The 20,765-nt window shown below is 48.9% G+C and carries 25 protein-coding genes and 1 riboswitch; of the genes, 14 read left to right on the forward strand and 11 right to left on the reverse strand.

The features are described from left to right. Window positions 1-272 precede the first annotated feature (272 nt). From manX to mntP, 5 genes are all read left to right on the forward strand, one after another. Window positions 273-1,235 carry a PTS mannose transporter subunit IIAB gene (gene manX / locus IV433_RS14015; protein WP_195814360.1) on the forward strand — a complete coding sequence of 321 codons (963 nt, stop codon included), beginning with the start codon at window positions 273-275 and terminating at the stop codon, window positions 1,233-1,235. Window positions 1,236-1,326: 91 nt separating this feature from the next. Next, the gene (locus IV433_RS14020) at window positions 1,327-2,124 is read left to right on the forward strand and encodes a PTS mannose/fructose/sorbose transporter subunit IIC (RefSeq protein WP_101077145.1); all 798 of its coding nucleotides are present in this window, start codon (window positions 1,327-1,329) and stop codon (window positions 2,122-2,124) included. An 11-nt stretch (window positions 2,125-2,135) separates the two neighbouring features. Further along, on the forward strand, window positions 2,136-2,978 hold the full coding sequence (locus tag IV433_RS14025) for a PTS mannose transporter subunit IID (RefSeq protein WP_195814359.1): 843 nt from the start codon (window positions 2,136-2,138) through the stop codon (window positions 2,976-2,978). A 108-nt stretch (window positions 2,979-3,086) separates the two neighbouring features. Further along, entirely contained in the window at window positions 3,087-3,545 is a 459-nt protein-coding gene (locus IV433_RS14030) for a DUF986 family protein (RefSeq protein WP_195814358.1), read from the forward strand. A 218-nt stretch (window positions 3,546-3,763) separates the two neighbouring features. Next, window positions 3,764-3,959: riboswitch (yybP-ykoY riboswitch) on the forward strand. 7 nt (window positions 3,960-3,966) lie between these two features. Continuing rightward, window positions 3,967-4,539 (forward strand): manganese efflux pump MntP, encoded by a 573-nt coding sequence (gene mntP / locus IV433_RS14035; RefSeq protein WP_195814670.1) that lies wholly within the window; start codon window positions 3,967-3,969, stop codon window positions 4,537-4,539. 20 nt (window positions 4,540-4,559) lie between these two features. On the opposite strand, the gene rlmA is transcribed toward mntP, so the two are convergent. Beyond that, window positions 4,560-5,381 carry a 23S rRNA (guanine(745)-N(1))-methyltransferase gene (rlmA, locus tag IV433_RS14040; RefSeq protein WP_195814357.1) on the reverse strand — a complete coding sequence of 274 codons (822 nt, stop codon included), beginning with the start codon at window positions 5,379-5,381 and terminating at the stop codon, window positions 4,560-4,562. A gap of 148 nt (window positions 5,382-5,529) precedes the next feature. Here rlmA and pgeF point away from each other — a divergent pair, with 148 nt between their 5' ends. Continuing rightward, window positions 5,530-6,231, forward strand: coding sequence for a peptidoglycan editing factor PgeF (gene pgeF / locus IV433_RS14045; RefSeq protein WP_195814356.1), 702 nt, complete (start codon window positions 5,530-5,532; stop codon window positions 6,229-6,231). A 72-nt stretch (window positions 6,232-6,303) separates the two neighbouring features. Here the strand turns inward: pgeF and cspE are convergent, their stop codons facing one another. The 3 genes from cspE to IV433_RS14060 form a co-directional block, all read right to left on the reverse strand. Next, window positions 6,304-6,513 carry a transcription antiterminator/RNA stability regulator CspE gene (gene cspE, locus IV433_RS14050; RefSeq protein WP_002221949.1) on the reverse strand — a complete coding sequence of 70 codons (210 nt, stop codon included), beginning with the start codon at window positions 6,511-6,513 and terminating at the stop codon, window positions 6,304-6,306. 41 nt (window positions 6,514-6,554) lie between these two features. Next, window positions 6,555-6,671, reverse strand: coding sequence for a DUF2627 domain-containing protein (locus IV433_RS14055; RefSeq protein WP_071823629.1), 117 nt, complete (start codon window positions 6,669-6,671; stop codon window positions 6,555-6,557). Window positions 6,672-7,798: 1,127 nt separating this feature from the next. Continuing rightward, window positions 7,799-8,788: an MBL fold metallo-hydrolase gene (locus tag IV433_RS14060; RefSeq protein ID WP_195814355.1), complete on the reverse strand. Its 990-nt coding sequence runs from the start codon at window positions 8,786-8,788 to the stop codon at window positions 7,799-7,801. Between the two features lie 186 nt (window positions 8,789-8,974). On the opposite strand from IV433_RS14060, the gene IV433_RS14065 reads away from it, so the two are divergent. Beyond that, window positions 8,975-9,265 carry a hypothetical protein gene (locus tag IV433_RS14065; protein WP_195814354.1) on the forward strand — a complete coding sequence of 97 codons (291 nt, stop codon included), beginning with the start codon at window positions 8,975-8,977 and terminating at the stop codon, window positions 9,263-9,265. A gap of 60 nt (window positions 9,266-9,325) precedes the next feature. On the opposite strand, the gene IV433_RS14070 is transcribed toward IV433_RS14065, so the two are convergent. The 4 genes from IV433_RS14070 to mgrB form a co-directional block, all read right to left on the reverse strand. Further along, window positions 9,326-9,562: a DUF4060 family protein gene (locus IV433_RS14070; RefSeq protein ID WP_104922655.1), complete on the reverse strand. Its 237-nt coding sequence runs from the start codon at window positions 9,560-9,562 to the stop codon at window positions 9,326-9,328. Between the two features lie 135 nt (window positions 9,563-9,697). Further along, complete coding sequence (locus IV433_RS14075) at window positions 9,698-10,000, reverse strand: phage protein NinX family protein (protein ID WP_120132055.1); 303 nt, start codon at window positions 9,998-10,000, stop codon at window positions 9,698-9,700. 114 nt (window positions 10,001-10,114) lie between these two features. Further along, window positions 10,115-10,387, reverse strand: a complete 273-nt coding sequence (locus IV433_RS14080; RefSeq protein WP_195814353.1) for a YebO family protein — start codon at window positions 10,385-10,387, stop codon at window positions 10,115-10,117. A gap of 137 nt (window positions 10,388-10,524) precedes the next feature. After that, window positions 10,525-10,647, reverse strand: a complete 123-nt coding sequence (mgrB, locus tag IV433_RS14085; protein WP_165059656.1) for a PhoP/PhoQ regulator MgrB — start codon at window positions 10,645-10,647, stop codon at window positions 10,525-10,527. 805 nt (window positions 10,648-11,452) lie between these two features. On the opposite strand from mgrB, the gene IV433_RS14090 reads away from it, so the two are divergent. Next, complete coding sequence (locus tag IV433_RS14090; RefSeq protein ID WP_195814352.1) at window positions 11,453-14,158, forward strand: autotransporter outer membrane beta-barrel domain-containing protein; 2,706 nt, start codon at window positions 11,453-11,455, stop codon at window positions 14,156-14,158. A 186-nt stretch (window positions 14,159-14,344) separates the two neighbouring features. Next, complete coding sequence (locus IV433_RS14095) at window positions 14,345-14,581, forward strand: YobH family protein (protein ID WP_195814351.1); 237 nt, start codon at window positions 14,345-14,347, stop codon at window positions 14,579-14,581. A gap of 51 nt (window positions 14,582-14,632) precedes the next feature. On the opposite strand, the gene IV433_RS14100 is transcribed toward IV433_RS14095, so the two are convergent. Next, a complete protein-coding gene (locus IV433_RS14100) occupies window positions 14,633-14,878 on the reverse strand; it encodes a DUF2766 family protein (RefSeq protein ID WP_195814350.1) in 246 nt (81 codons plus the stop codon). A gap of 201 nt (window positions 14,879-15,079) precedes the next feature. Here IV433_RS14100 and IV433_RS14105 point away from each other — a divergent pair, with 201 nt between their 5' ends. The 3 genes from IV433_RS14105 (at window position 15,080) to IV433_RS14115 (ending at window position 17,393) form a co-directional block, all read left to right on the forward strand. Next, complete coding sequence (locus tag IV433_RS14105) at window positions 15,080-15,271, forward strand: YdfD/YebW family protein (RefSeq protein ID WP_195814349.1); 192 nt, start codon at window positions 15,080-15,082, stop codon at window positions 15,269-15,271. A gap of 128 nt (window positions 15,272-15,399) precedes the next feature. Then, on the forward strand, window positions 15,400-17,040 hold the full coding sequence (locus IV433_RS14110) for an ABC transporter substrate-binding protein (RefSeq protein WP_195814348.1): 1,641 nt from the start codon (window positions 15,400-15,402) through the stop codon (window positions 17,038-17,040). A 137-nt stretch (window positions 17,041-17,177) separates the two neighbouring features. Further along, on the forward strand, window positions 17,178-17,393 hold the full coding sequence (locus IV433_RS14115; RefSeq protein ID WP_195814347.1) for a hypothetical protein: 216 nt from the start codon (window positions 17,178-17,180) through the stop codon (window positions 17,391-17,393). Between the two features lie 68 nt (window positions 17,394-17,461). Here the strand turns inward: IV433_RS14115 and IV433_RS14120 are convergent, their stop codons facing one another. Then, window positions 17,462-17,749 (reverse strand): hypothetical protein, encoded by a 288-nt coding sequence (locus IV433_RS14120; RefSeq protein ID WP_101077160.1) that lies wholly within the window; start codon window positions 17,747-17,749, stop codon window positions 17,462-17,464. Between the two features lie 322 nt (window positions 17,750-18,071). Here IV433_RS14120 and IV433_RS14125 point away from each other — a divergent pair, with 322 nt between their 5' ends. Continuing rightward, a complete protein-coding gene (locus IV433_RS14125) occupies window positions 18,072-18,284 on the forward strand; it encodes a hypothetical protein (protein WP_195814696.1) in 213 nt (70 codons plus the stop codon). Between the two features lie 44 nt (window positions 18,285-18,328). Here IV433_RS14125 and IV433_RS14130 read toward each other — a convergent pair whose 3' ends face one another. Continuing rightward, window positions 18,329-19,837, reverse strand: coding sequence for a sensor domain-containing diguanylate cyclase (locus tag IV433_RS14130; protein WP_195814669.1), 1,509 nt, complete (start codon window positions 19,835-19,837; stop codon window positions 18,329-18,331). Window positions 19,838-20,210: 373 nt separating this feature from the next. Between IV433_RS14130 and IV433_RS14135 the strand changes: the two genes are divergently transcribed. After that, the gene (locus IV433_RS14135) at window positions 20,211-20,537 is read left to right on the forward strand and encodes a DUF2623 family protein (protein ID WP_195814346.1); all 327 of its coding nucleotides are present in this window, start codon (window positions 20,211-20,213) and stop codon (window positions 20,535-20,537) included. Window positions 20,538-20,765 lie beyond the last annotated feature (228 nt).

A 20,765-nucleotide genomic window follows, 5' to 3' on the forward strand; every position in this document is an offset into this window, starting at 1 on the left:
TTTTATTGCCCACGTGAAAGCGTATTCACATTACGTCGTTGAATAACGGACAGTCGTCACAAAAATTATTTTTTCGCACACTAAAATAAATCACGTCGCACAACCTGTTGAGGTTCTGCAGTTTTACTGTTTAGCAGTCTTATCAGAAATTAAGGAAAGATTAGTTACGCAGGGAGTGCCCTGTTCGCCTCAGGAATAAAAACGGGCGGACATCATCAGCACCATTACTTATGTGCATAACTCTTTCCCAGAGTTAACAGAGGAGGTAGCGAGTGAGTATTGCTATTATCATCGGCACGCACGGGTCAGCAGCTGAGCAGTTGCTGAAAACAGCGGAAATGATTTTAGGTGAACAGGATAATGTCGCCTTCATTGATTTCGTTCCCGGCGAAAACGCCGAAACCCTGATCGAAAAGTACACGGCAAAGTTGGGGGGTTTAGACACCAGCAGCGGCGTTCTTTTCCTGGTCGATACATGGGGTGGCAGCCCGTTCAACGCCGCCAGCCGCATTGTTGTCGATAAAGAAAATTACGAAGTTGTCACCGGTGTTAACATCCCGATGCTGGCAGAGACTTTCATGGCACGTGATGATAACCCCTCTTTCGCAGAGTTGGTTGCCATCGCAGTAGAAACTGGCCGAATCGGTGTGAAAGCACTGAAAGCGCCGGAAGCTGCGCCTCAAGCCCCTGCTGCCGCCCCTGCGCCAAAAGCAGCTGCCCCGGCGAAACCTGCCGGTCCGAACGACCATATGAAAATCGGCCTTGCCCGTATCGATGACCGTTTGATTCATGGCCAGGTAGCGACCCGCTGGACCAAAGAAACCAACGTAACCCGCATTATTGTTGTCAGCGACGAAGTGGCTGCCGATACCGTGCGTAAAACGCTGCTGACTCAGGTTGCTCCTCCAGGTGTTACCGCACACGTTGTCGACGTCGCGAAAGCCATTCGCGTCTGGGACAACCCGAAATATGCCAACGACCGCGTCATGCTGTTGTTCACCAACCCAACTGACGTGCTGCGTCTGGTTGAGGCTGGCGTGAAAATCACAACCGTAAACATCGGTGGTATGGCTTTCCGTCAGGGCAAAACGCAGGTGAATAACGCCGTGTCCGTCGACGAAAAAGATATCGAAGCGTTCAAGAAATTGAATGAAAAAGGTATCGAACTTGAAGTGCGTAAAGTCTCTACCGACTCGCGCCTCAAGATGATGGATCTCATTAATAAGATGAATTAATAAGCACATCGAGTTTGTGCAGATTCCCTCAACGTTATCTGCCTGATGCGCCTGTTTATACTCAGCGTCCTTTGGTCATAGGAGAAGTGCAATGGAGATCACCACACTACAAATTGTGCTGATATTTATTGTTGCATGTATTGCCGGGATGGGTTCGATCCTGGATGAATTCCAGTTTCACCGTCCGTTAGTTGCTTGTACCTTAATCGGTTTTGTTCTGGGTGATGTTAAAACCGGGATCATTATCGGGGGTACTCTGGAAATGATCGCTCTGGGTTGGATGAACATCGGTGCTGCTGTTGCACCCGATGCCGCTCTGGCTTCCATTATTTCCACCATTCTGGTTATCGCAGGCGGACAGTCTGTTGGTGCAGGTATCGCACTGGCAATCCCGCTGGCTGCAGCCGGCCAGGTATTAACTATCATCGTTCGTACCATCACCGTTGCCTTCCAGCACGCTGCCGATAAGGCCGCTGAAAAAGGTAACCTGAACGCGATCAGCTGGATCCACGTTTCAGCGCTGGTTCTGCAGGCAATGCGTATCGCAATCCCTGCCGTCATCGTTGCGGTTTCTGTGGGTACTGCCATCGTTCATGATTTGCTGGCGTCCATCCCTGAAGTGGTCACCAACGGTCTGAACATCGCCGGCGGTATGATCGTCGTTGTCGGTTATGCCATGGTCATCAACATGATGCGCGCTGGCTACCTGATGCCGTTCTTCTACCTTGGTTTCGTTACTGCTGCATTCACCAACTTCAACCTGGTTGCACTGGGTGTGATTGGTGTGGTGATGGCGGTTCTTTACATCCAGTTGAGCCCGAAATACAACAAGTCTGCGCAAGCAGCGGCTGCACCGGGTGTTAACGACCTCGACAACGAATTGGATTAAGGGTGAAGGACATGGTTGATCAAACTGAAGTTAAAAAACTCACGGCCAGCGATATTCGCGGTGTGTTTATGCGCTCCAACCTTTTCCAGGGGTCATGGAACTTCGAACGTATGCAGGCGCTGGGCTTCTGCTTCTGTATGGTGCCTGCAATTCGTCGTCTCTATCCTGAAAATAACGACGATCGCAAAGCGGCCATCAAACGCCATCTGGAATTCTTCAACACCCATCCTTACGTTGCAGCGCCTGTTCTGGGTGTAACGCTGGCGATGGAAGAACAGCGTGCTAACGGCGCACCTATCGACGACGCAGCCATCAACGGCCTGAAAGTCGGTCTGATGGGGCCGCTGGCCGGTGTGGGTGACCCAATCTTCTGGGGTACTGTTCGTCCTGTATTTGCGGCACTGGGCGCAGGTATCGCGATGACCGGCAGCCTGCTGGGGCCATTGCTGTTCTTCGTTCTGTTTAACCTTGTACGTCTGCTGACCCGCTACTATGGCGTGTCCTATGGCTACAAAAAAGGTGTCGATATCGTTAACGATATGGGCGGCGGCTTCCTGCAAAAACTGACTGAGGGGGCGTCTATTCTCGGCCTCTTTGTCATGGGGGCCCTGGTTAACAAATGGACGCACGTAAACATTCCGCTGGTAGTCTCCAAAATCACCGACCAGACAGGCCATACCACGGTTACTACGGTACAGACGATTCTGGACCAGCTGATGCCAGGTCTGGTGCCGTTACTGCTGACCTTCGGCTGTATGTGGCTGCTGCGTAAGAAAGTGAATGCTTTGTGGATTATCGTTGGCTTCTTCGCTATCGGTATCTTCGGTTACTGGATTGGTCTGTTAGGCCTCTGATAACCTTGAAAACCGGGGGAGCAATCCCCCGGTTTTTTTATCGCTGTATTTTGCCGGTTTCTGTGTTTCTATCATGTTTTGCCTGATGGCTGTTTGCTGGAGTTTTTCATGTCTGTCACCGATATTGTCCTCGCCCTGTTTACCCTTCTGTTGCTTGCCTACGCCATCTACGACGAATTCATCATGGGTACCCGGAATGGCAAAACGCAGCTGCGGGTGAACCTGCGACGCCGCAACAGGCTGGATTCCATAATTTTTATTGGCCTGCTGGCGATCCTTCTGTACAACAATATCCATTCAAACGGTACGGTGATAACGAATTATCTGTTAATTGGTTTAGGCCTGATTGCCTTCTATTTATCGTTTATTCGCTGGCCAAAAATGCTGTTCAAACCGCAGGGTTTTTATTTCGCCAATACATTCATCACCTACGACAGGATCCGGAGCATGAATCTCTCCGAAGATGGTATTCTGGTATTTGAATTAGAGCAGAAAAAATTACTCATTCGCGTCAATGAACTGGACGATCTTGAAAGAATTTATAACTTAATGGTTAATAATCAGTAAGTTGAATTTAAACACCCGTATATCAATTATAGCCTGATGCATATTAACGACAATGTTATTTAACCTTATGAATCACAATGCCGTTTAATACCACATCAACGCCGTTGTTATTTCAGCCAGTTTGAGAGTTATTTATTCTTTGTGGAAATAATTCCCAGCTCCATTTGAAACCCTTATTTTATTTGTTGTTGTCCCGAATAAAAACATTATGGTAAGGTTGCGCCGTCATTTGGGGAGTAGCCGGTTTTTGAATCAGTTTTAATAATGCGTATTCAAAAACGCCCGTATCAACATACTCGTTTTATATCCTGAAACGTGGTGCGGGCATCCGTGAGGTTGGCGAGACCATAGACACGTAGCGCTGCCGGGAGGTTGGGGGGTGGATTACGTGTATATGGAATACCCGGCCGGGACTCTTCTCGTGAACTTATCCGCCACACTGATTCTTGCTTTTGGCATGTCTATGGACGCTTTTGCCGCATCCATCGGTAAAGGGGCAACCCTTCATCGCCCGCGCTTTCGCGAAGCATTACGTACCGGTCTCATTTTCGGTGTCATTGAAGCCATCACCCCGCTTATTGGCTGGTGTCTGGGCTTATTTGCCACCCGATACATCATGGAATGGGACCACTGGGTCGCCTTTATTCTGCTGTTCATTCTCGGCTCACGAATGATTTTTCAGGGCCTGAAAGAAAAACCTGAAGAAGAGACCATTCTGGCGAGCCGCCACAGTTTCTTGGTCCTCGCAGCCACCGCCGTCGGAACCAGCCTGGATGCTTTAGCCATCGGGGTCGGCCTTGCGTTTCTGGAAGTGAACATCATCCATACCGCGCTGTTTATCGGCATGACGACGATGATCATGTCTACGCTGGGAATGATGTTGGGGCGATTGATCGGCCCGTTACTGGGAAAATGGGCCGAAGTGCTGGGAGGCATGGTGTTGATCGGTATTGGCCTGAGTATCCTGCTCGAACATCTCGGTTACTTAGGCTGATTTAGCAAAAGCCGGCTCCGTTAGTAAGACTGGCGCTGGTGCAGTCTGATCACAAAATCAGTCTCACATTCGAACGCAGACTGGGATTTTAAATTCTCCATCACCTCTTCCGTCGCCCGCCATGCAAACGGCGTCATTTGCAGCAGATCAAACGCTTCTGTGCCTGAAAGGCGCATATCGTAAGCCAGCGTTTCGGTACTGACGCGCTCAAAACCTTCCAGCTGTTCATCCTGTTCAGCATGGAGCTGAACATCCTGATAAATCATGCCCTTCAGCTGATATAAATGACGCGGACCAGGTGCGACGGTCAGCACTACGCCACCGGGTTTAATAGCACGGTAAAGCTCCTGCGCTTTACATGGCGCATAGATGCGTACCACCGCGTCCAGAGAGTTTTCGGCGAACGGCAAACGATGGCTGGATGCGACGCAAAACGACGCATTGTGATAGCGTTTAGCCGCGTAGCGAATCGCCACTTTCGCCACGTCCAGCCCGAAAACATTCATCTTGCGATGCGGTGACAGGCGTTCCGCCAGCGCGGTGGTGTAGTACCCTTCCCCGCAACCAATATCCAGCAGCGTTTCCGCGGTTTCCGGCAGCACGTTATCCAGAATATCCGCCAGCCGGTCACGTAATGGCTGGTAATGTCCGGCATCAAGAAACGCACGGCGCGAAACCATCATTTCAGTGCTGTCCCCGGGTTGTTTCGAGCGTTTATGCTGCACCGGCATCAGATTAACGTAGCCTTCTTTGGCGTTATCAAACTGATGATTTGCGGCACATCGCCATTGCTGGCCTGTCAGCTCAAGCGGCTGGAAACAAAGTGGACATTGATAAGTCATGCGGGAAACCTGCAAGGAAAGTCTGAAAGGGCGAAAATTCGCAACAGGGCTAAGTCTAAAGAAGGCGTACTGTTGTTGCAACTGCTGGAAAATCCGGTTCAAAGACGGCTACACTGAGTTGATAACATTTTTCTAACCGAGACACGAGATGAGTGACAACTCAGCTTTACTCAGCCCTATCCCCGGTATCCTGCATGGATTCGGCGACAAAGAAAATCTGCTCCCCGCACATCTGCAAGCTTATGAATCCACCCGCCCTGAAAAGAAACAGGTTCACGGCACACGTATTGCAGATGTCGTCCAGCCCGGGCAAGACTGCGGCGAGGCCGATGGTTTTATCACATCAACGCCCGGAATCCTGCTGGCGGTTTTCACGGCTGACTGTCTGCCGGTTATTTTTTGCCGTAAGGATGGTAAGGAAGTCGCGGCAATACATGCCGGCTGGCGCGGGCTTATCGACGGCATTCTTGAAAAAATGGCTGAGCGTATTAATGAGAACAGCGATACCTCAGACTGGTTTGCAGCGATTGGTCCGGCGGCAGGAAACTGCTGTTATGAAGTCAGCCAGGAATTGGTTGATGATTTTATGCAACGTCTCGATTTGCCTGCTTCACTGATTTCGCCCCGGCACCGGCATCTCGATCTGGCGGCAATCGCCAGTGCCAAGCTGCATTCCCTCGGCTTTGCGGGCATCGATCATGCCGGCAGCTGTACAATCTGTACCGAAGCGCCTGCCGGAAACGGGTTTAAATACACCAGTTTTCGCCGCAACAGTCATCAGCGTGCAAAAGACCCGACGCATCCGGGGATCAGTGGCCGCAACCAGCAATCGGGCATTATGATCTTATAATCCTGATAAACACCGGATATTCAGGCACAAAAAAACCCGCGCATGGCGGGTTTTTTTACAGCTAAGCGCTGCTTAGATTGCAGTTACGTTAACTGCTGACGGGCCTTTCTGGCCGTCTTGGATTTCGAACTCTACGTTCTGGCCTTCAGCCAGAGTTTTGAAGCCGTTACCCTGGATTGCAGAGAAGTGTACGAACACGTCTTTGCTGCCGTCAGCAGGAGTAATGAAACCGAAACCTTTAGACTCGTTGAACCACTTAACTTGACCTTTGATCTTTGCCATCTTGAGTATTTCCTTTGGATTGTTTAAACCGCCCGAGGGCGTTACATAGACAAACTAGAGTCGTTACTGCTTGAGGCACTAAGATTAGAATCGGCAGAGAAGCGGTATTCAACGTGAACGTCTTTACTCAGAACTTCTATACTGAAAATGCCACACATATACAGAACTGTACCTCGTTTTACCCAGATGCGTTATCACATACTCTGAATTCGATGGCAAGCCATTTTTAATCAGTGATGGACATGTCGCACATATTTGAGCCGGTTAAAGGCACTTCGTGTTCAGTTATGCTGAAATATGTTGATAGACATGCTTTTTTCTGCTTTGCAGTTTTACCTGCATATCAAACAAAACAATAACGACCTGTTTTGATTATTGATCATTTAATGCAGAACCGTAAGCGTAAAACTCATCTTTATTTGAATTTTTATTGCGGCGCGCATTCCAGACTTCTCCAGGAAGCAGGGATTCTGCGTGATAGTCATGCACCTCCCGGCGGGCAACACTCGGGTGATAGCCTGTCTGGCGGGCGAGTTGCACACTTGTCAGACAGAACGGGCACCCTGACAGGAACATATCCGGACGGTATGACTGGTTATGCAATAATCAATTACGCCATAGACGGATAAAATGGTGCAAAACAAAGGGGGCAAAGGAATAAATGCACCTAAACTGTGCGCCTTTATCTCCTCAGGATAATACAATGAAAGACAGCCGTCTGAGAGAATTCAATTCCACACCGGTACATATATAAAGCCACTTTTTCGACATTCCGGATTTTGACATTATAATGAATTAAAGTTTGCGAGTTGGTTAAATCGAGATAACAGTTAATAAACATCCTCCCCCAGACTTATTCAATTATTAAATATCGATATAAAAAATAAATATTAAATACCGTGATCAAAATCCCATCTTAGATTTATCACTTAAAGATATGAGTCACACAACTCTTTCAATCTTTCATCAGAAAAATGACAACCAAGGTTGACTGGTTACTGCACGCAGGTCCCCGGTGTAGTGCCCTATAATCCACTGTATAACCTGAAAAAATTGCAGTTAACGCTCAAAACAGCGCATTTGGAATGTTCTGGCGAGCCATTATTCTGAACAAATGCACGCTGCTGACAGGAGAATTAAGTGTCAGCGGGATTGTAATTAACAACTTTATAACCCCTCTTCTTTGTGCGTGTTCAGAGGGGTTGATCACTTCAACTGATAATACTTCTCATTTAATGGCACGCCATTTACTTTTCGCGTCTGTCCGCGCCCTTAAAAATGAAATTCAACCTTTAGATATGCTTGCACCTATTTTTAATGGTTTGAATTCCATTTCAGGCAAGTCGCTTTGACTCACTGCCTGAGATAATTCGCGTAAAGGCTCATCGAGTGATTCATCCGCTAATTCAAAAACGCCCCAGTGAATGGGCACCGCTTTGTGACAACGCAATTCTTTAAACACTTCGACAGCCTGCTGCGGGTCCATGTGCTGCGCACTCATGAACCATCTTGGTGCATACGCGCCAACCGGAATCGCTGCCAAATCAAATGGCCCCAAACGCTGCCCGATTTTTTTAAACTGATCGCTGTAACCACTGTCCCCGGAAAAGTAGAATTTCAATAAAGGATGAGCCACCACCCAGCCGCACCACAGCGACCGGTTGCGATCCCATAGCGTGCGCATACTCCAGTGACGCGCCGGGACAGCAGAAATCGTGATTTCGCCAAACGTTCTCTCTTCCCACCAGTCGAGTTCCTCAACATGCTTTGCGCCACGCCGCGTTAGCCAGGATTTCATTCCAAGCGGCACCATAAATTGCACGTCGGGGAAGCGGCGCAGGAGACGACGAACCGTCATACGATCCAGATGGTCGTAGTGGTTGTGCGAAAACAGTACGACGTCGATTTTTGGCAGCTTATCGACGGAAACCGCGACTGGCGTTTTCCTTTTCGGGCCGTAAAAACTCAGCGGCGAAGCGCGGTCAGAAAGCGCCGGGTCGGTCAGAATGTAACGACCCGAGACCCGAAGCAACAGGCAGGCGTGGCCTAAAAACCATAACCGGTCATCAGTTCCGCTGAAATCAGCCGCCTGCCACCACTGGCTGACAAAATGTTCATACCCTTTATCAGGAGGAACCGGCAACCCCTGCTCTTTGCGTTCTTTCCTCCAGCGTTTCAGGTCGCCTTCCTGCCGGTTTTGCGGTTCGGCATTCGTGAAACCTTCAGGCGTATGATGGGCTTTTGAAGGATCGTAATAGGGATTTTTACCAGGCATAAGGCTCCTGTGAGATGACGGTTCCGGAGAGCAGTTCAGGTCTGCAATATTGAATAATTATCATACTTGCCAGGCACACCACAGACAGAAAGTGCAAAATAATGTGGCAAATGAACGTTTAGCGGCCATTAAGAAAATCTTAATAACTCTGTGTTGTACTAAAGATGTTCTGAAAGGAGACGCTTTATGACAATGAACACAACGAAAAACCGCAAGTCGTTCACTGCGCGACTGACGCACATTATGCAGATCCAGACACAATATGGACGTCTGTGGCTGCGTTCTCGCTTTCGCCGGTTCACGCTGCCGCCGGCGCTGAAGCTTGTCATCCTGGCGTTTGCCGGGCTCATGATTCTGGCCATCACGGGCACATTGCTGCTGATGATGGATCTCATCTCCCTGATGCTCAGGCTGATAAAACGCCCCTTCCCTCGCGGCAGCTTGCATCAGGTTCGCCTGTCAGCGAAGACGTTATAAAGAAAAACCGTGTCGGGAAATCCGGCACGGTTTTAGGTTTGAGACTCATCGCTCTGCTTATCAGGCAGGCATACCACAAAGTTTGGTCAGATTTCTGGCGCCGATCATGAGAGTTGCCACATAGGATTGTCTGCGGGTCACGACTTCGACCGCAACACGCGCATCTTTGTATTTAATGAGGTAGGTAGAAGGCCAGCCCTGACGGCGTTTGCCGTAGGCTTTTTCATGACTGTCGATAGCTGCATGAGCAACCACCAGATGGGAAAGATTTTTATCACCTTTAATGATGCGCTTCATAATGGACTCCGCCTTAGACACAACTGTCAAAATGAGGAAACATTAATCACTTGATACGCATCGCTTTATGCGATGCTTATTCGAATCACTTCTCTGCAAAACCTTGTCACAATCTGAGTATCTCTGCGCTTTTAATTATGCGCAAGTCTTACTAAGCAGGAAACATACCATTGCTGCACGAAGAGGCCGTTTGCTCTGCGCCTGCCACTGACCGTTCGGGCTGCTGATTTCTGCCAGCCAGAGGGGATCGCTTTGCAACTCTTTAAAATTTATGCTGATTTTGTTGGCGCAAATAATCGGCCACGCATCGGAGGGGTTGTTGCAATAATCTTTGCCTTTCATGCCGCCGTAGGGATACCACTTCTCAGGCTCCTCTCCGGTCAATAAGGCAATGTTGTGGTTTACTTCACTGTCGTTTTCTTCAGACCATTTGATCATCTGTTCTTCCATCCTGCAGGGCACATGCGTGGAGACTACCGGAAGATTAAGACACTTTTGTGAATGAAAAGCATAAATGAAAAACCCGCCAATTGGCGGGTTAACAAAACGGAATTATCGTTCAGGAATAAATCCGCGCAGGCTGAGAGCAGAATCATCCTCTGTCTCAACGGTGGGCGTATTGCCCTTTGCCTGTGCAGCCAGAACCTTGAGCAACTCGGTTTGCTGGCGTTGTTGCTCAGCTATCTCGTGCAACAAAGCAATTTGCTCATTTGCCCTGACGCTGGCGCGGCTGACAAAAAACCACACCAGAAGGAATAACAGCGCTGAGAGTGCACACAGCACCAATGAAGCCAGGCTGTTTTGGCCCATTGCGAAATCAAACATTGACTACCCTACCACTGAATGTTCAGAGCAAGCATCTTACCATCCCCGGCAGGCCAGGGAAGTCATTCACAAAAAAACAGGGGTTTCTTACCGGTTTGCGGATCCCAAAGTTCGCAGGTTCGTCTGGCAGGCATTACTCAGAAAGGAATAAAGGAGGTGATAGAGCAAACACCAAGGTCAAAGTTGCCGCCCTGATCGCAATAGCTGTTGAGGGCAAGCAGGTACAGACCGATACAGATGAGCAGGAAAAGGACGAACATCACGATCCTCCTGACACTGAAAACAGGCTTTTTCAATTTGATGGCAGGTCTCTTTTGGTTTAAAAAGCGTCTATCAGGGCTCAAAGGGATAGTCCAAACATAGCAGAACAGAAACCCATAGTACGACGTAAATCCTAAACAGCGATATAACGAAGTATCGTCTTTTACTCTCAGCGCGACCCGTAATTATCACATACAGAAATCATACACGTTAATGTATAACCCTTATCAATTAATCCCGAATAACTCCCCTTGATCTGCATCAAATAAATAAACATTTGCTGCATACCTGTTCCCCCTGTTGTTCATCAAAACCGTTTCCGATAAATAAAGATTTTTAACCAAAACATTGCGCAATGTAAGAAATTAAACAACCCGATAATACATTCCCCCTAAAAATGCACCTTAGCAATTTTCACTCAAATAAATATGACCCGCACCCTGAAAAACCCTGTTCCACGGGGAGCCCGGCGGATTATCACGCATAACATCCCGTTACAGAGCCTGCCAGGCAAGGGCCTGAACAGCAGCATAAATTCTAATATACCGTTATTATTCAGAAAGCATAAAGAAAAACATTATTCAAAATATTCCAAATAAATTAAATTCAGAACTTTAAACAACAAAAATAATTCAGTTTTCTTTCAAGTTTGCGTGAACTTCTTTATTGAATAACACCATGCATTAAAATATCATCCCGCCGTCGAACAGTTCTTCTGTCTCTTCTGTAATATAAATCAAAGCATAGTAACTGGAATTATTTCAGTTGATTCATGCTGACTATTTTTTGTTGAGGGATTAATAAATGCATGCATGGAATAAAAAGTTCTTCGTTTCTAAAATAGCGCTGGCCTGCGCTGTTGCAGTAACAGCACCTGCGGCGATGTCAGCAGACATCTCCGGCACCGTATACGATACTTTCTACAGTGACTCGATTCAGTCTGGTTATATTGGCTATCACGGCTATGTTGATAATGATGGTGCCAATAACAGTTACACTGGCGGAGACATCTACTCCTCTATCAATAATGCAGTCGTAAACGGCGTTATCTCTACGCATTATCTGGGCTTTGATAGCAATACCAGCAATGTCCTGAATATCACCAATTCCACCGTGAATGGCATGATCACTTCCCGTTGCGTTGGTTCTACGGATTCTACTTGTGGCTCCACAGCCCGCAATGAATACGACCAGTCACCGTTGCAGCTGACCATTGATAACTCCACCATCAATGATACTTACGAAAACTTCAGTTATGACGTCGTTGGCGCAGACAATAAAATTACGCATCAACAATACCCAACTTCTGCTTTGGGTGTTGCCGTAACGCTTGAGCAAGAAAGCAATATCGTTATCCAGAACAATTCCCATGTTGCTGGCATTGCGCTGACACAGGGTTATGGTTGGGCTGATACCACTGTTAATGATGGTAATACTTACGATACGAATATCACCGTTAATGATTCTGTTCTGACTTCAGGTTCATACAGCGAACTGGGCAATAATAGTTTTTATGGTCAATCAGATAAACCTAGCGATTACGGTTCAAGAACCGACGGCGCAACAAATCCTGCCGATGATGTTGCGTTATCTGTAACGGCAACCGCACAAGATAACTCAATGAAGACTAACGCCGTCTTTAATAATTCCACCATCAAAGGCGATGTGACTTTCGCAAGCTCGTTTGACAATAATTATTATAAGGGCGGCCATGACAGCAATGGTGACGGCAACCTTGATACTAATGGTTGGGATGACACCGACGAACTGAATCTGACTCTGGATAATGGCAGTAAATGGGTTGGCGCAGCGACTTCTAACGTCGACAAAGATTATACTTTGTATGATCGCTCGGCTAACAGCATCTGGCCGGATTCACTTTACAGCAATACTACCAACCTTTTAATCGGCGACAGCGTTTATCAGAGCGGTCTGTTCAATGTTGCTCTGAACAATGGTTCTGAGTGGGATACCACAAAGGCATCCAACATTGATAACCTGACCCTGAATAACCAGTCACAGCTGAATGTTGTTGATTCGACTCTGGTTGCAGACAACATCTCTCTGACAAATCAGTCAAGCCTGAAAATTGCAGCTCACGGCGGCGTTGCAACTGACGCACTGAACCTGAACTCAGGCAGTAAAGCGACTCTGACTGAAGAAACCGCTTCTTTGTACGCGAACACCATTACCGTCGGTAACGGTTCTCAGCTGAACTTAGGCGCTGGTGAAGTTGATACTCACAATATGGTGCTGACTGATGACGGTACCTTCAATGTTGGCAGCCGTGAGTATGTTCTGAACTCGGACATGAATAACGCCCGCGACAAAACTGCTGCGGATTACGTTTACGACCGCGGTACTATCGGTATGAATTCCGATGGTCACCTGGCGGTTAACGGTGTGACTAACGGTAACTATCAGGTTCGTGTTGATAACGCGACCGGCGCAGGCCGTGTAGCAGATTATCAGAATAAAGAACTGATCCGTACTTACGGTGGCAACGCAACCTTCACTCACGCAAATACCGCTGATCTGGGTGCTTATAAGTATCAGGCAGAACAAGTTGGCGATACCGTGGTTCTGGCTAAACAAGGCATCACTTCTACCGCTAACGCGGCGCTGAGCCTGCCTTCTTCTAATGCTGCAACCTGGCACATGGAGCAGGATACTCTGAGCAACCGTATGGACAGCTCACGTCACACCCAGGGTGATGACAAAGGCGGCGTATGGGTTAACTACTTTGGCGGTCAGCAAAACGGCGACAATGGCGTTGTTGATTACGATCAGGACGTTAACGGCATTATGGTTGGTTTGGATAAAGTCACTGAAGGTGGCGGCGATCGCCAATGGCTGGTCGGTATGGCGGCCAGCTTCGCGAAATCCAGCCTGTCTATGGACAATGCAAGCGCAGATACTGACAGCCAGTCAGCACGCGTTTACTCAAGCCTGGACTTCAAAAATGGCGTATTCATTGATTCGTCTCTGAGCTACAGCCACTTCAACAACTCCACTGACAGCACCATGAGCAACGGTCAGCAAGTGTCTGGTGATAACTCCACCGACGCATGGGGCTTCGGTCTGAAAGCCGGTTACGACTGGAAATTCGCACCGCAGGCTTACCTGACTCCTTACGCCAGCATCACTGGCGTATTCATCGGTGATGACGACTACAGCATGAGCAACAACATGCGCGTCAGCGATCAGGCTTATGACAGCATGCGTTACGAGTTGGGTACCAACATCGGTTACACCTTCGATCTGGGTGCCGGTCAGGCCATCAGCCCTTACGCAACACTGGCATACGTTTATGAAGATGCGAACAATGATGCAGATATCAACGGTGACCGTATCGATAACGGCATCGACGGTTCAGCTGTTCGCGTTGGTTTAGGCGGTCAGTTCGACATGAGCAAAAACTTCACCGTTTACGCGGGTGCTAACTACCTGGGCGGCAGCGATGTTGACCAGCCGTGGGCAGCAAACGTGGGTATGAAATACCGCTGGTAATTTCTGCCTGCTCTGCGTCTGACACAGAGTTAAGTTATCAATTGGCCCCTTTTCAGGGGCCAATTTTTTTGCTTTCAGCCCGAGCGCCGCGATTCAGAATTGGCTGGGATGACATTTACCCGGAAATAACTTCTACTAGACTTATCAATATCCTGAAGCGTCAGGATGAACATGGGGAGTTTTGGGATGAGTGTGATTAAAACGATTATTGTATTGGCCGTTATTTACGCCGTTTTTCTTTTTTCCGGCTACGGTGTGACCGTCGGCAGCAGTGAAAATGCAGCGGGTCTTGGGCTGAAATGCCAGTATCTCACCGCGCGCGGGATTGTCAGCTCACAGTATATCCATTCCGACAGCGGCGTAATTGGCATGGCTAACTGCCCGATCTTCAAACAGGTCGGCGAAGTGGTTGATAATAAATAGAGAAAAATGTGGGTTGTTATGCCCGTCCAGGCGGCGGGCATAACAAAAGCATCAGCTGTCGTGCCGGGTGAATTTCAGCTCAATGAGCGAAATGGCCTTTTCGATAGCGCGCTTGGTGACCGGATCCGCTCCGGCAGGATGTTTACTGAAATCAATGCTCTTCAGCTGAAGAGACATTTTCTCGCGAACTTCCGCTGGCGCAATAATTTCGATCACATCCAGAATTTGTTTAATTACCAGCTGGCATGCCACCAGATCAGATTCAATTTCCTGTTCTCTGTTTAAAGAATCGGACATCAGATACTCCTTCCACAAAAGCCATTCGTAAAAATTATGGTCGCGAGAATATCACGCGCATGAATGAAATTCTCTATCCCCGCCTTTCTTGTATTTCGCCTCGCTATAACTGGACAAAGAATCAGCAAACGAATCCCGTTTTGTGTCGTTACCGGAACATTCCTTCTATGCTTAATCAGGTGACAACGAAGGAGGAGCACGATGTTCGCACTTGTTTTGACCATCTGTTATCTCGGCGGTGGATGCGAATATTTGGTCGTGGATGCCTTTAATACGAAGGCACAATGCACTGTCGCCATGCACCAGCAAGGTTTGCGGCAGGCCGGCTGTTACCCTATTGAAGATTTTATTGATGGTTACTGGATCCCGGCACATGAGAATGCCGGTTATTAGCCCCTTGTGTCCGCTTTCACAACGTGGCGATAAAATGTTCCATAAAGATTGCTAAAGTGTCAGAAGAGCGGTATGAATACCCTGTTACTCATTGATATTTAACCATATTGACAGGGCAGGAAATGGCAATGACGATACGTAAAACTTATGGCTGCTTTCAGAAACTTCCCGTCGCAGTCCTTCTTTCCAGTGCCTTTCTGGCACCTTTTGCCAGCTACGCCGCGACCGTTCCTGCGGGAGTTGAGCTGGCAGCAAAACAAGAAATCGTGCGCAATAACGGGACTGAACCCGCCTCTCTTGATCCTCATAAAGTGGAAAGCGATGTTGAATTCAATATTCTAAGTGATCTGTTTGCGGGCCTGATTACCATTGATAACAAGGGCGATGCACAACCCTCGCTGGCTGCAAGCTGGGAAACGAAAGATCAGAAAACCTGGGTTTTCCATTTACGCCCGGGCATTGTCTGGTCTGACGGTTCTCCGATTACCGCACAGGATGTCGTTTTCAGCTGGCGTCGTTTGATCGACCCTAAAACCGCTTCACCTTACGAAAGTTATCTGGGCAGCATGCACGTCCTCAATGCCAATGAAATCATCGCGGGCAAAAAATCGGCTGACCAGTTAGGGATCAAAGCGCTGGATAAAGATACGCTGGAAGTCACCCTCGACCAGCCGCTTTCTTACTTCCTCGGCATGCTGGCGCACCCTTCACTTTCGCCAATTAGTCAGGCCGATGTCGAAAAATTCGGCGATAAATGGACCCAGCCCGGCAACCTCGCCAGTAGCGGTCCTTTCAAACTGGATACCTGGACGGTTAACGAACGCATAACCGCAGTCCGTAATGCAACCTACTGGGATAACGCGCATACCGTCATCAATAAAGTGACCTATCTGCCAATTGCGTCCGGCACGGCGGATGTGAACCGCTACAAAGCCGGCGAAATAGACATTACGAATACCATCCCGGCGCCATTGTTCGCCTCGCTGAAAAAAGAGCTGGGTTCACAGGTTCATGTCAGCCCATATCTCGCGGTTTATTACTACGCGATGAACACACAGAAACCGCCATTTAACGATGTGCGGGTGCGTAAAGCGCTGAATCTGGCGATTGATAAATCGATTATTGCCGACAAAGTGCTGGGTCAGGGACAAACACCAGCCTGGCATCTGACGCCAGATAACACCGGTGGATTTACATTTGCCAAACCGAAAGATGCCAGCCTGACGCAGGCCCAGCGCAACGAAGAAGCGAAGAAATTGCTGAAGGAAGCCGGTTTTGGTCCGGATCATCCGCTGAAATTCAATCTTCTGTACAACACGTCAGAAGCACATCAGCGTATTGCCATCGCGGCGGCGTCTATGTGGAAAAAGAATCTCGGCGTGGATGCCGTTTTACAGAATCAGGAATGGAAAACCATGCTCGATACCATGCATCAGGGGACTTACGAAGTGGTTCGTTACGCCTGGATTGCGGACTACAACGAGCCGTCCACGTTCCTGAATACTCTGCGTACCGGCAACAGTGAAAATACGCCTAAATTCAGCAATGCCACTTACGATCAGGCGCTGAACGATGCATTAAAAGCGACGGATAAAGCCGATGTTGGCAAAGCGTATCAGCAAGCAGAACAGGTTCTGACCGACCAGTCGCCGGTCATCCCGCTGTACCATTATGTGAGCACCCGTCTGGTAAAACCTTATGTCGGCGGCTTCAACGACAGCCTGCTCAATTACGTCTACACCAAAGATTTATATGTGATTAAGCACTAACGCATTGCGCTAACCCCCTTCCGGCCTGCGTGCCGGAAGGAACTCATTTTTGCCCTGCCACCCGATCTCAGCCCGCACACTTGCCACACGCCACTCAGATGGTAGATTGTACGTAAATCACACAAACGGGAGCTGTCATGAAATTCTCGGAAAGTGAGATCCAACCGCTTTGGGATGAAGTGGCGCGTATTATCGGTGATGGCGTAATTCAGATGCGTCACAGAGGGGAGCCTCTGAGTGCCGATGCGCTGATTGGTTATCTCGACGAGCAACTGGCCTGCGCCACCGGCGTTCAGCGTCGTATTTTACTTGGCGCAGCCATCAATATGTTAAAAACCGACCGCCGTTCCTGAACAAGGGACGAACAAAATCCTCGTCGCCTTTTCAGGGAACGAGTCACGAATAATTCCTGCAATTGCCTTCACTTAGGCTGCGCTGCACGCCCCTGCGCGAATAAGAAAATGCGCTGAGTGATGTCATCCGCGCCGAGAATATTCCCTTTCTGCTCCAGATTTGCTTTGGCATAAGCCACATCGTGAGCCTGGTCTACCATGCTGATCACGCGATCACGCGTAGGTTTATCCAGAATGCCCAGTAACGTGGTCAAAATTGCCTGATAAGCATTTGAAGCATAGGTCAGTTGTCTTTCACGTTGTTCCAGCGCGTCAATGCGAACCATCAGGGCCTGCAATTGTTCTTGATGCGTCATAGCGGCATCCTTCTTCACGGGTGGAAAATAACCGGATACAGCGAAGAAAGGGATCTTCGCCGGTTACTGATATTAAGTTTAGCAGACTTAAAAAAAGTGAAGAGCCCGACCAGCGGGATGCAAAGTAAACCGTTGTTCAATGAGCCGTTAACCGCTTCAGCAGTTGTAACCCGTCCTTATCCCAAACTCCCTCACGCCAGCAGGGTTTTGCAGCACAATGCGTAACATCAGCAGCACCTGCTTACAGATAGCAAAATGACAAGCCAGCGCCTGCTATGACATTTTCTGCCACAGCACTAATCGTTCATTCAGGGGAAATCAGGTGAAAAAAACAATCTTCGGCGCAGTCATTTGCAGCATGTTGCTGATGAGCTCATTTGCCCAGGCGGCAGGTTGCCTCAAGGGCGCTGTCGTGGGAGGCGTTGCGGGACATTTGAAACACCACGCGGTCATCGGCGCGGTCGCAGGTTGCGCTATCGGGCACCATCTTGCCGCGCAGGAAAAGAAACAGCAGGCTGCCGCTGCTGCGAAATAACCGGTAAAAATCAGGGCAATTCATGCCCTGATATCACGTGAAAATTACGATTCAGAAACCACCACGCGGTTACGGCCATCCTGTTTCGCTTTATACAGCGCTTCATCGGCTCTTTTCAGCGACGTATCAGGATCGCCCTGCAAATAGTGCCAGTGCGCCACGCCCAGCGAAATCGTGATTGGCCGTATGCCCGGAAGTTCCAGACTTTCAACATTTTCGCGAAGACGTTCAGCAATCATTTCCGCTTCAGCCAGCGCCGTGCGCGGCAACAGAACGAGAAACTCCTCTCCGCCAACCCGGCATAAAATGTCTGTTTCCCGCGCGTTATGCCGGATCTGCTCCGCCATTGATTTAATCACTTCATCGCCAACATCGTGGCCATAAGAATCGTTGATAGATTTGAAGTGATCGATATCCAGCGCAATGACTGAAAACTGCTGGCGCAGCTGCGCCACGGATTCCAGCGTCATTGCCAGCCCGCGCCGGTTAAACAGGCCGGTCATCGGGTCGGTTTGCGCTTCAAATTTCAGCTTACCGATTTTTTTCTGCAACAGGCTGATACCAATCAGCAGCGCACGTTTCAGCTGGTTGGATTCGAAGTACCACGACGGAATCTCGCGGATATTAACCGAAACATCCGGGTTATCCATTTCGTTCGCATTGCGCGCCAGCAGCCAAAGAGGACGTGCGATCAGCCTCGAGAATAACCAGACGGCAAGCAGTGTCAGTACAGCCAGCGGTGTCAGATGTTTAAGCACTTTAACCATCAGCCCTTCCAGCGGTTTCAACGTGGCGTTGGTCGGACGAAGCGTTACAATTTCCCAGCCAGAAGAAGGCACAACCGCATAACCGGCCAGCATCTGATCCCCGCCGACGCCTTCCACCATCAGGCTGCCGTTGGTCGCCGTTCTGACAATTTCTGTCATCGGATGTGGCTTCATCACCTCGCCGATGCAGCTGGCCTCACGGTGATAAAGAATGCGCCGGTCTTCGTCGAGCACCGTGATGTAGGAACCGTCACGATAGAAATGCTCGCCCAGCAGTTCATTCAAAATGCTTTTCTGCTTCAGATAAATGGTGCCGCCGATATATCCAAGGTACTTTCCGTCGGTGGTAAAAACCGGCGTCGAGATAATGATGACCAGGTTTTGCGCGGCAGAAATATAAGGTTTGCTGATTAGCGGACGCCGTTCTTTCAGGGCTTCTACAGCGCCCGGCGTCGTCAGCACATGCCCGACCAGCTGTAAACTGTCCGGCGATGTCGCCAGCACTTTTCCGCGGGCATTGGTGATCACCACAGAATTGAAGCTGTCCGTCTGGTATTTGAGGCGGGCGGTTTCGGACTGAAGAATGGCAGGATCGTCAAAGTGGCCTGCCGCAATCACTGCGCTGTAGGCCAGTTGCTTTTGCATGCTTTTGATAAACTGTTCGGTGCTGGACGCAAGCTTGGTCGCATAAACGCGATTTTCTTCAAGCGTATTGTCGATCAGCAACTGGCGCTGTACGCGATAGCTGGCATAAAAGCTGTTTGCAAGCGTCACGAAGGCGCTCATTACGGCTAAAATCAGAATCAGACGTCGCAGATCGATGCGGAACAGTGAGCTGGAGAGGAGTGAACGTAACAAAAGGTCCGTCCTGTGGCAAAAAGTCGCTCATATTTAACACCGCTGCCTGCGATGCACAATATGACCGGTGAAATAAACCCTTATCCTGCTGAATATCCGGTGAAAAAATTCAAAGCGCCGATAAAACTTAACGCAAATTAATTCTCCCTTTCCCTTCTGACCCAAATTCTTATCTCTGAAATATGCCTGCTTTGCCCCGGAGTGGCCTTTCCACAAACCTCAATTCTCTTGCTGTAGGTCATTGCCTGAATAATCGCTATATGATTTATTATACAACGCTTGTTCGACGAGGATTTTTGAAATGCAAAACCATTTTGGGAAAGGGCTAAAAGCGGGCCTGAGCGCCGAAAGCGCATGGCCTGCTGCGCAAGTATCAGGCTATTGCAAAGAGTATTTGCGGGGCTTTGTGCTGGGATTTGCACACACCCGGGCGCAGATCACCGGTGATGATAACAATGCCGCATTCGAGGCGGGCGTTTTGTCGCGTAAATACAGTCTGGATAAAGATCTGGTGGCCGAGTTCTTTTCCGCCAGTGCGAAACATCCGTCCAGGGCATTTTTTCTGGTGGGCTACGAAGGCAAGCTGCAGGACAAGGACGATAATCAGCCGCAAAACCCGCTCAGCTAAACCGCCCTCTCATACCCGTCAGCCATAAAAATCTATGGTCACCCCCATTTTTGCAACACCGATTTTGATTTATGATGGGCTTGCTTAAATCTATACGGCGTCTGGTGGGCAACACTACGTTGCCCGCGCCACGATGAAGTCCGCGCCTGCAGAACCTTAAAAAACGGACGGCTTCAAAGAGCCATTTTTTATGTCAGGTTCATCCGCAGGTCGCTGTGCCGTTCATGT

The sequence above is a fragment of the Rahnella laticis genome (assembly GCF_015644585.1).
GTDB classification, from domain to species: Bacteria; Pseudomonadota; Gammaproteobacteria; order Enterobacterales; family Enterobacteriaceae; genus Rahnella; species Rahnella laticis.

Coding starts and splice junctions, on each gene's coding strand:
- IV433_RS14020 (WP_101077145.1), top strand. CDS start 1,327: ATGGAGATCACCACACTACAAATTGTGCTGATATTTATTGTTGCATGT.
- IV433_RS14025 (WP_195814359.1), top strand. CDS start 2,136: ATGGTTGATCAAACTGAAGTTAAAAAACTCACGGCCAGCGATATTCGC.
- IV433_RS14030 (WP_195814358.1), top strand. CDS start 3,087: ATGTCTGTCACCGATATTGTCCTCGCCCTGTTTACCCTTCTGTTGCTT.
- rlmA (WP_195814357.1), bottom strand. CDS start 5,381: ATGACTTATCAATGTCCACTTTGTTTCCAGCCGCTTGAGCTGACAGGC.
- pgeF (WP_195814356.1), top strand. CDS start 5,530: ATGAGTGACAACTCAGCTTTACTCAGCCCTATCCCCGGTATCCTGCAT.
- cspE (WP_002221949.1), bottom strand. CDS start 6,513: ATGGCAAAGATCAAAGGTCAAGTTAAGTGGTTCAACGAGTCTAAAGGT.
- IV433_RS14055 (WP_071823629.1), bottom strand. CDS start 6,671: ATGTGTGGCATTTTCAGTATAGAAGTTCTGAGTAAAGACGTTCACGTT.
- IV433_RS14060 (WP_195814355.1), bottom strand. CDS start 8,788: ATGCCTGGTAAAAATCCCTATTACGATCCTTCAAAAGCCCATCATACG.
- IV433_RS14065 (WP_195814354.1), top strand. CDS start 8,975: ATGACAATGAACACAACGAAAAACCGCAAGTCGTTCACTGCGCGACTG.
- IV433_RS14070 (WP_104922655.1), bottom strand. CDS start 9,562: ATGAAGCGCATCATTAAAGGTGATAAAAATCTTTCCCATCTGGTGGTT.
- IV433_RS14075 (WP_120132055.1), bottom strand. CDS start 10,000: ATGATCAAATGGTCTGAAGAAAACGACAGTGAAGTAAACCACAACATT.
- IV433_RS14080 (WP_195814353.1), bottom strand. CDS start 10,387: ATGTTTGATTTCGCAATGGGCCAAAACAGCCTGGCTTCATTGGTGCTG.
- mgrB (WP_165059656.1), bottom strand. CDS start 10,647: ATGTTCGTCCTTTTCCTGCTCATCTGTATCGGTCTGTACCTGCTTGCC.
- IV433_RS14090 (WP_195814352.1), top strand. CDS start 11,453: ATGCATGCATGGAATAAAAAGTTCTTCGTTTCTAAAATAGCGCTGGCC.
- IV433_RS14095 (WP_195814351.1), top strand. CDS start 14,345: ATGAGTGTGATTAAAACGATTATTGTATTGGCCGTTATTTACGCCGTT.
- IV433_RS14100 (WP_195814350.1), bottom strand. CDS start 14,878: ATGTCCGATTCTTTAAACAGAGAACAGGAAATTGAATCTGATCTGGTG.
- IV433_RS14105 (WP_195814349.1), top strand. CDS start 15,080: ATGTTCGCACTTGTTTTGACCATCTGTTATCTCGGCGGTGGATGCGAA.
- IV433_RS14110 (WP_195814348.1), top strand. CDS start 15,400: ATGACGATACGTAAAACTTATGGCTGCTTTCAGAAACTTCCCGTCGCA.
- IV433_RS14115 (WP_195814347.1), top strand. CDS start 17,178: ATGAAATTCTCGGAAAGTGAGATCCAACCGCTTTGGGATGAAGTGGCG.
- IV433_RS14120 (WP_101077160.1), bottom strand. CDS start 17,749: ATGACGCATCAAGAACAATTGCAGGCCCTGATGGTTCGCATTGACGCG.
- IV433_RS14130 (WP_195814669.1), bottom strand. CDS start 19,837: ATGAGCGCCTTCGTGACGCTTGCAAACAGCTTTTATGCCAGCTATCGC.
- IV433_RS14135 (WP_195814346.1), top strand. CDS start 20,211: ATGCAAAACCATTTTGGGAAAGGGCTAAAAGCGGGCCTGAGCGCCGAA.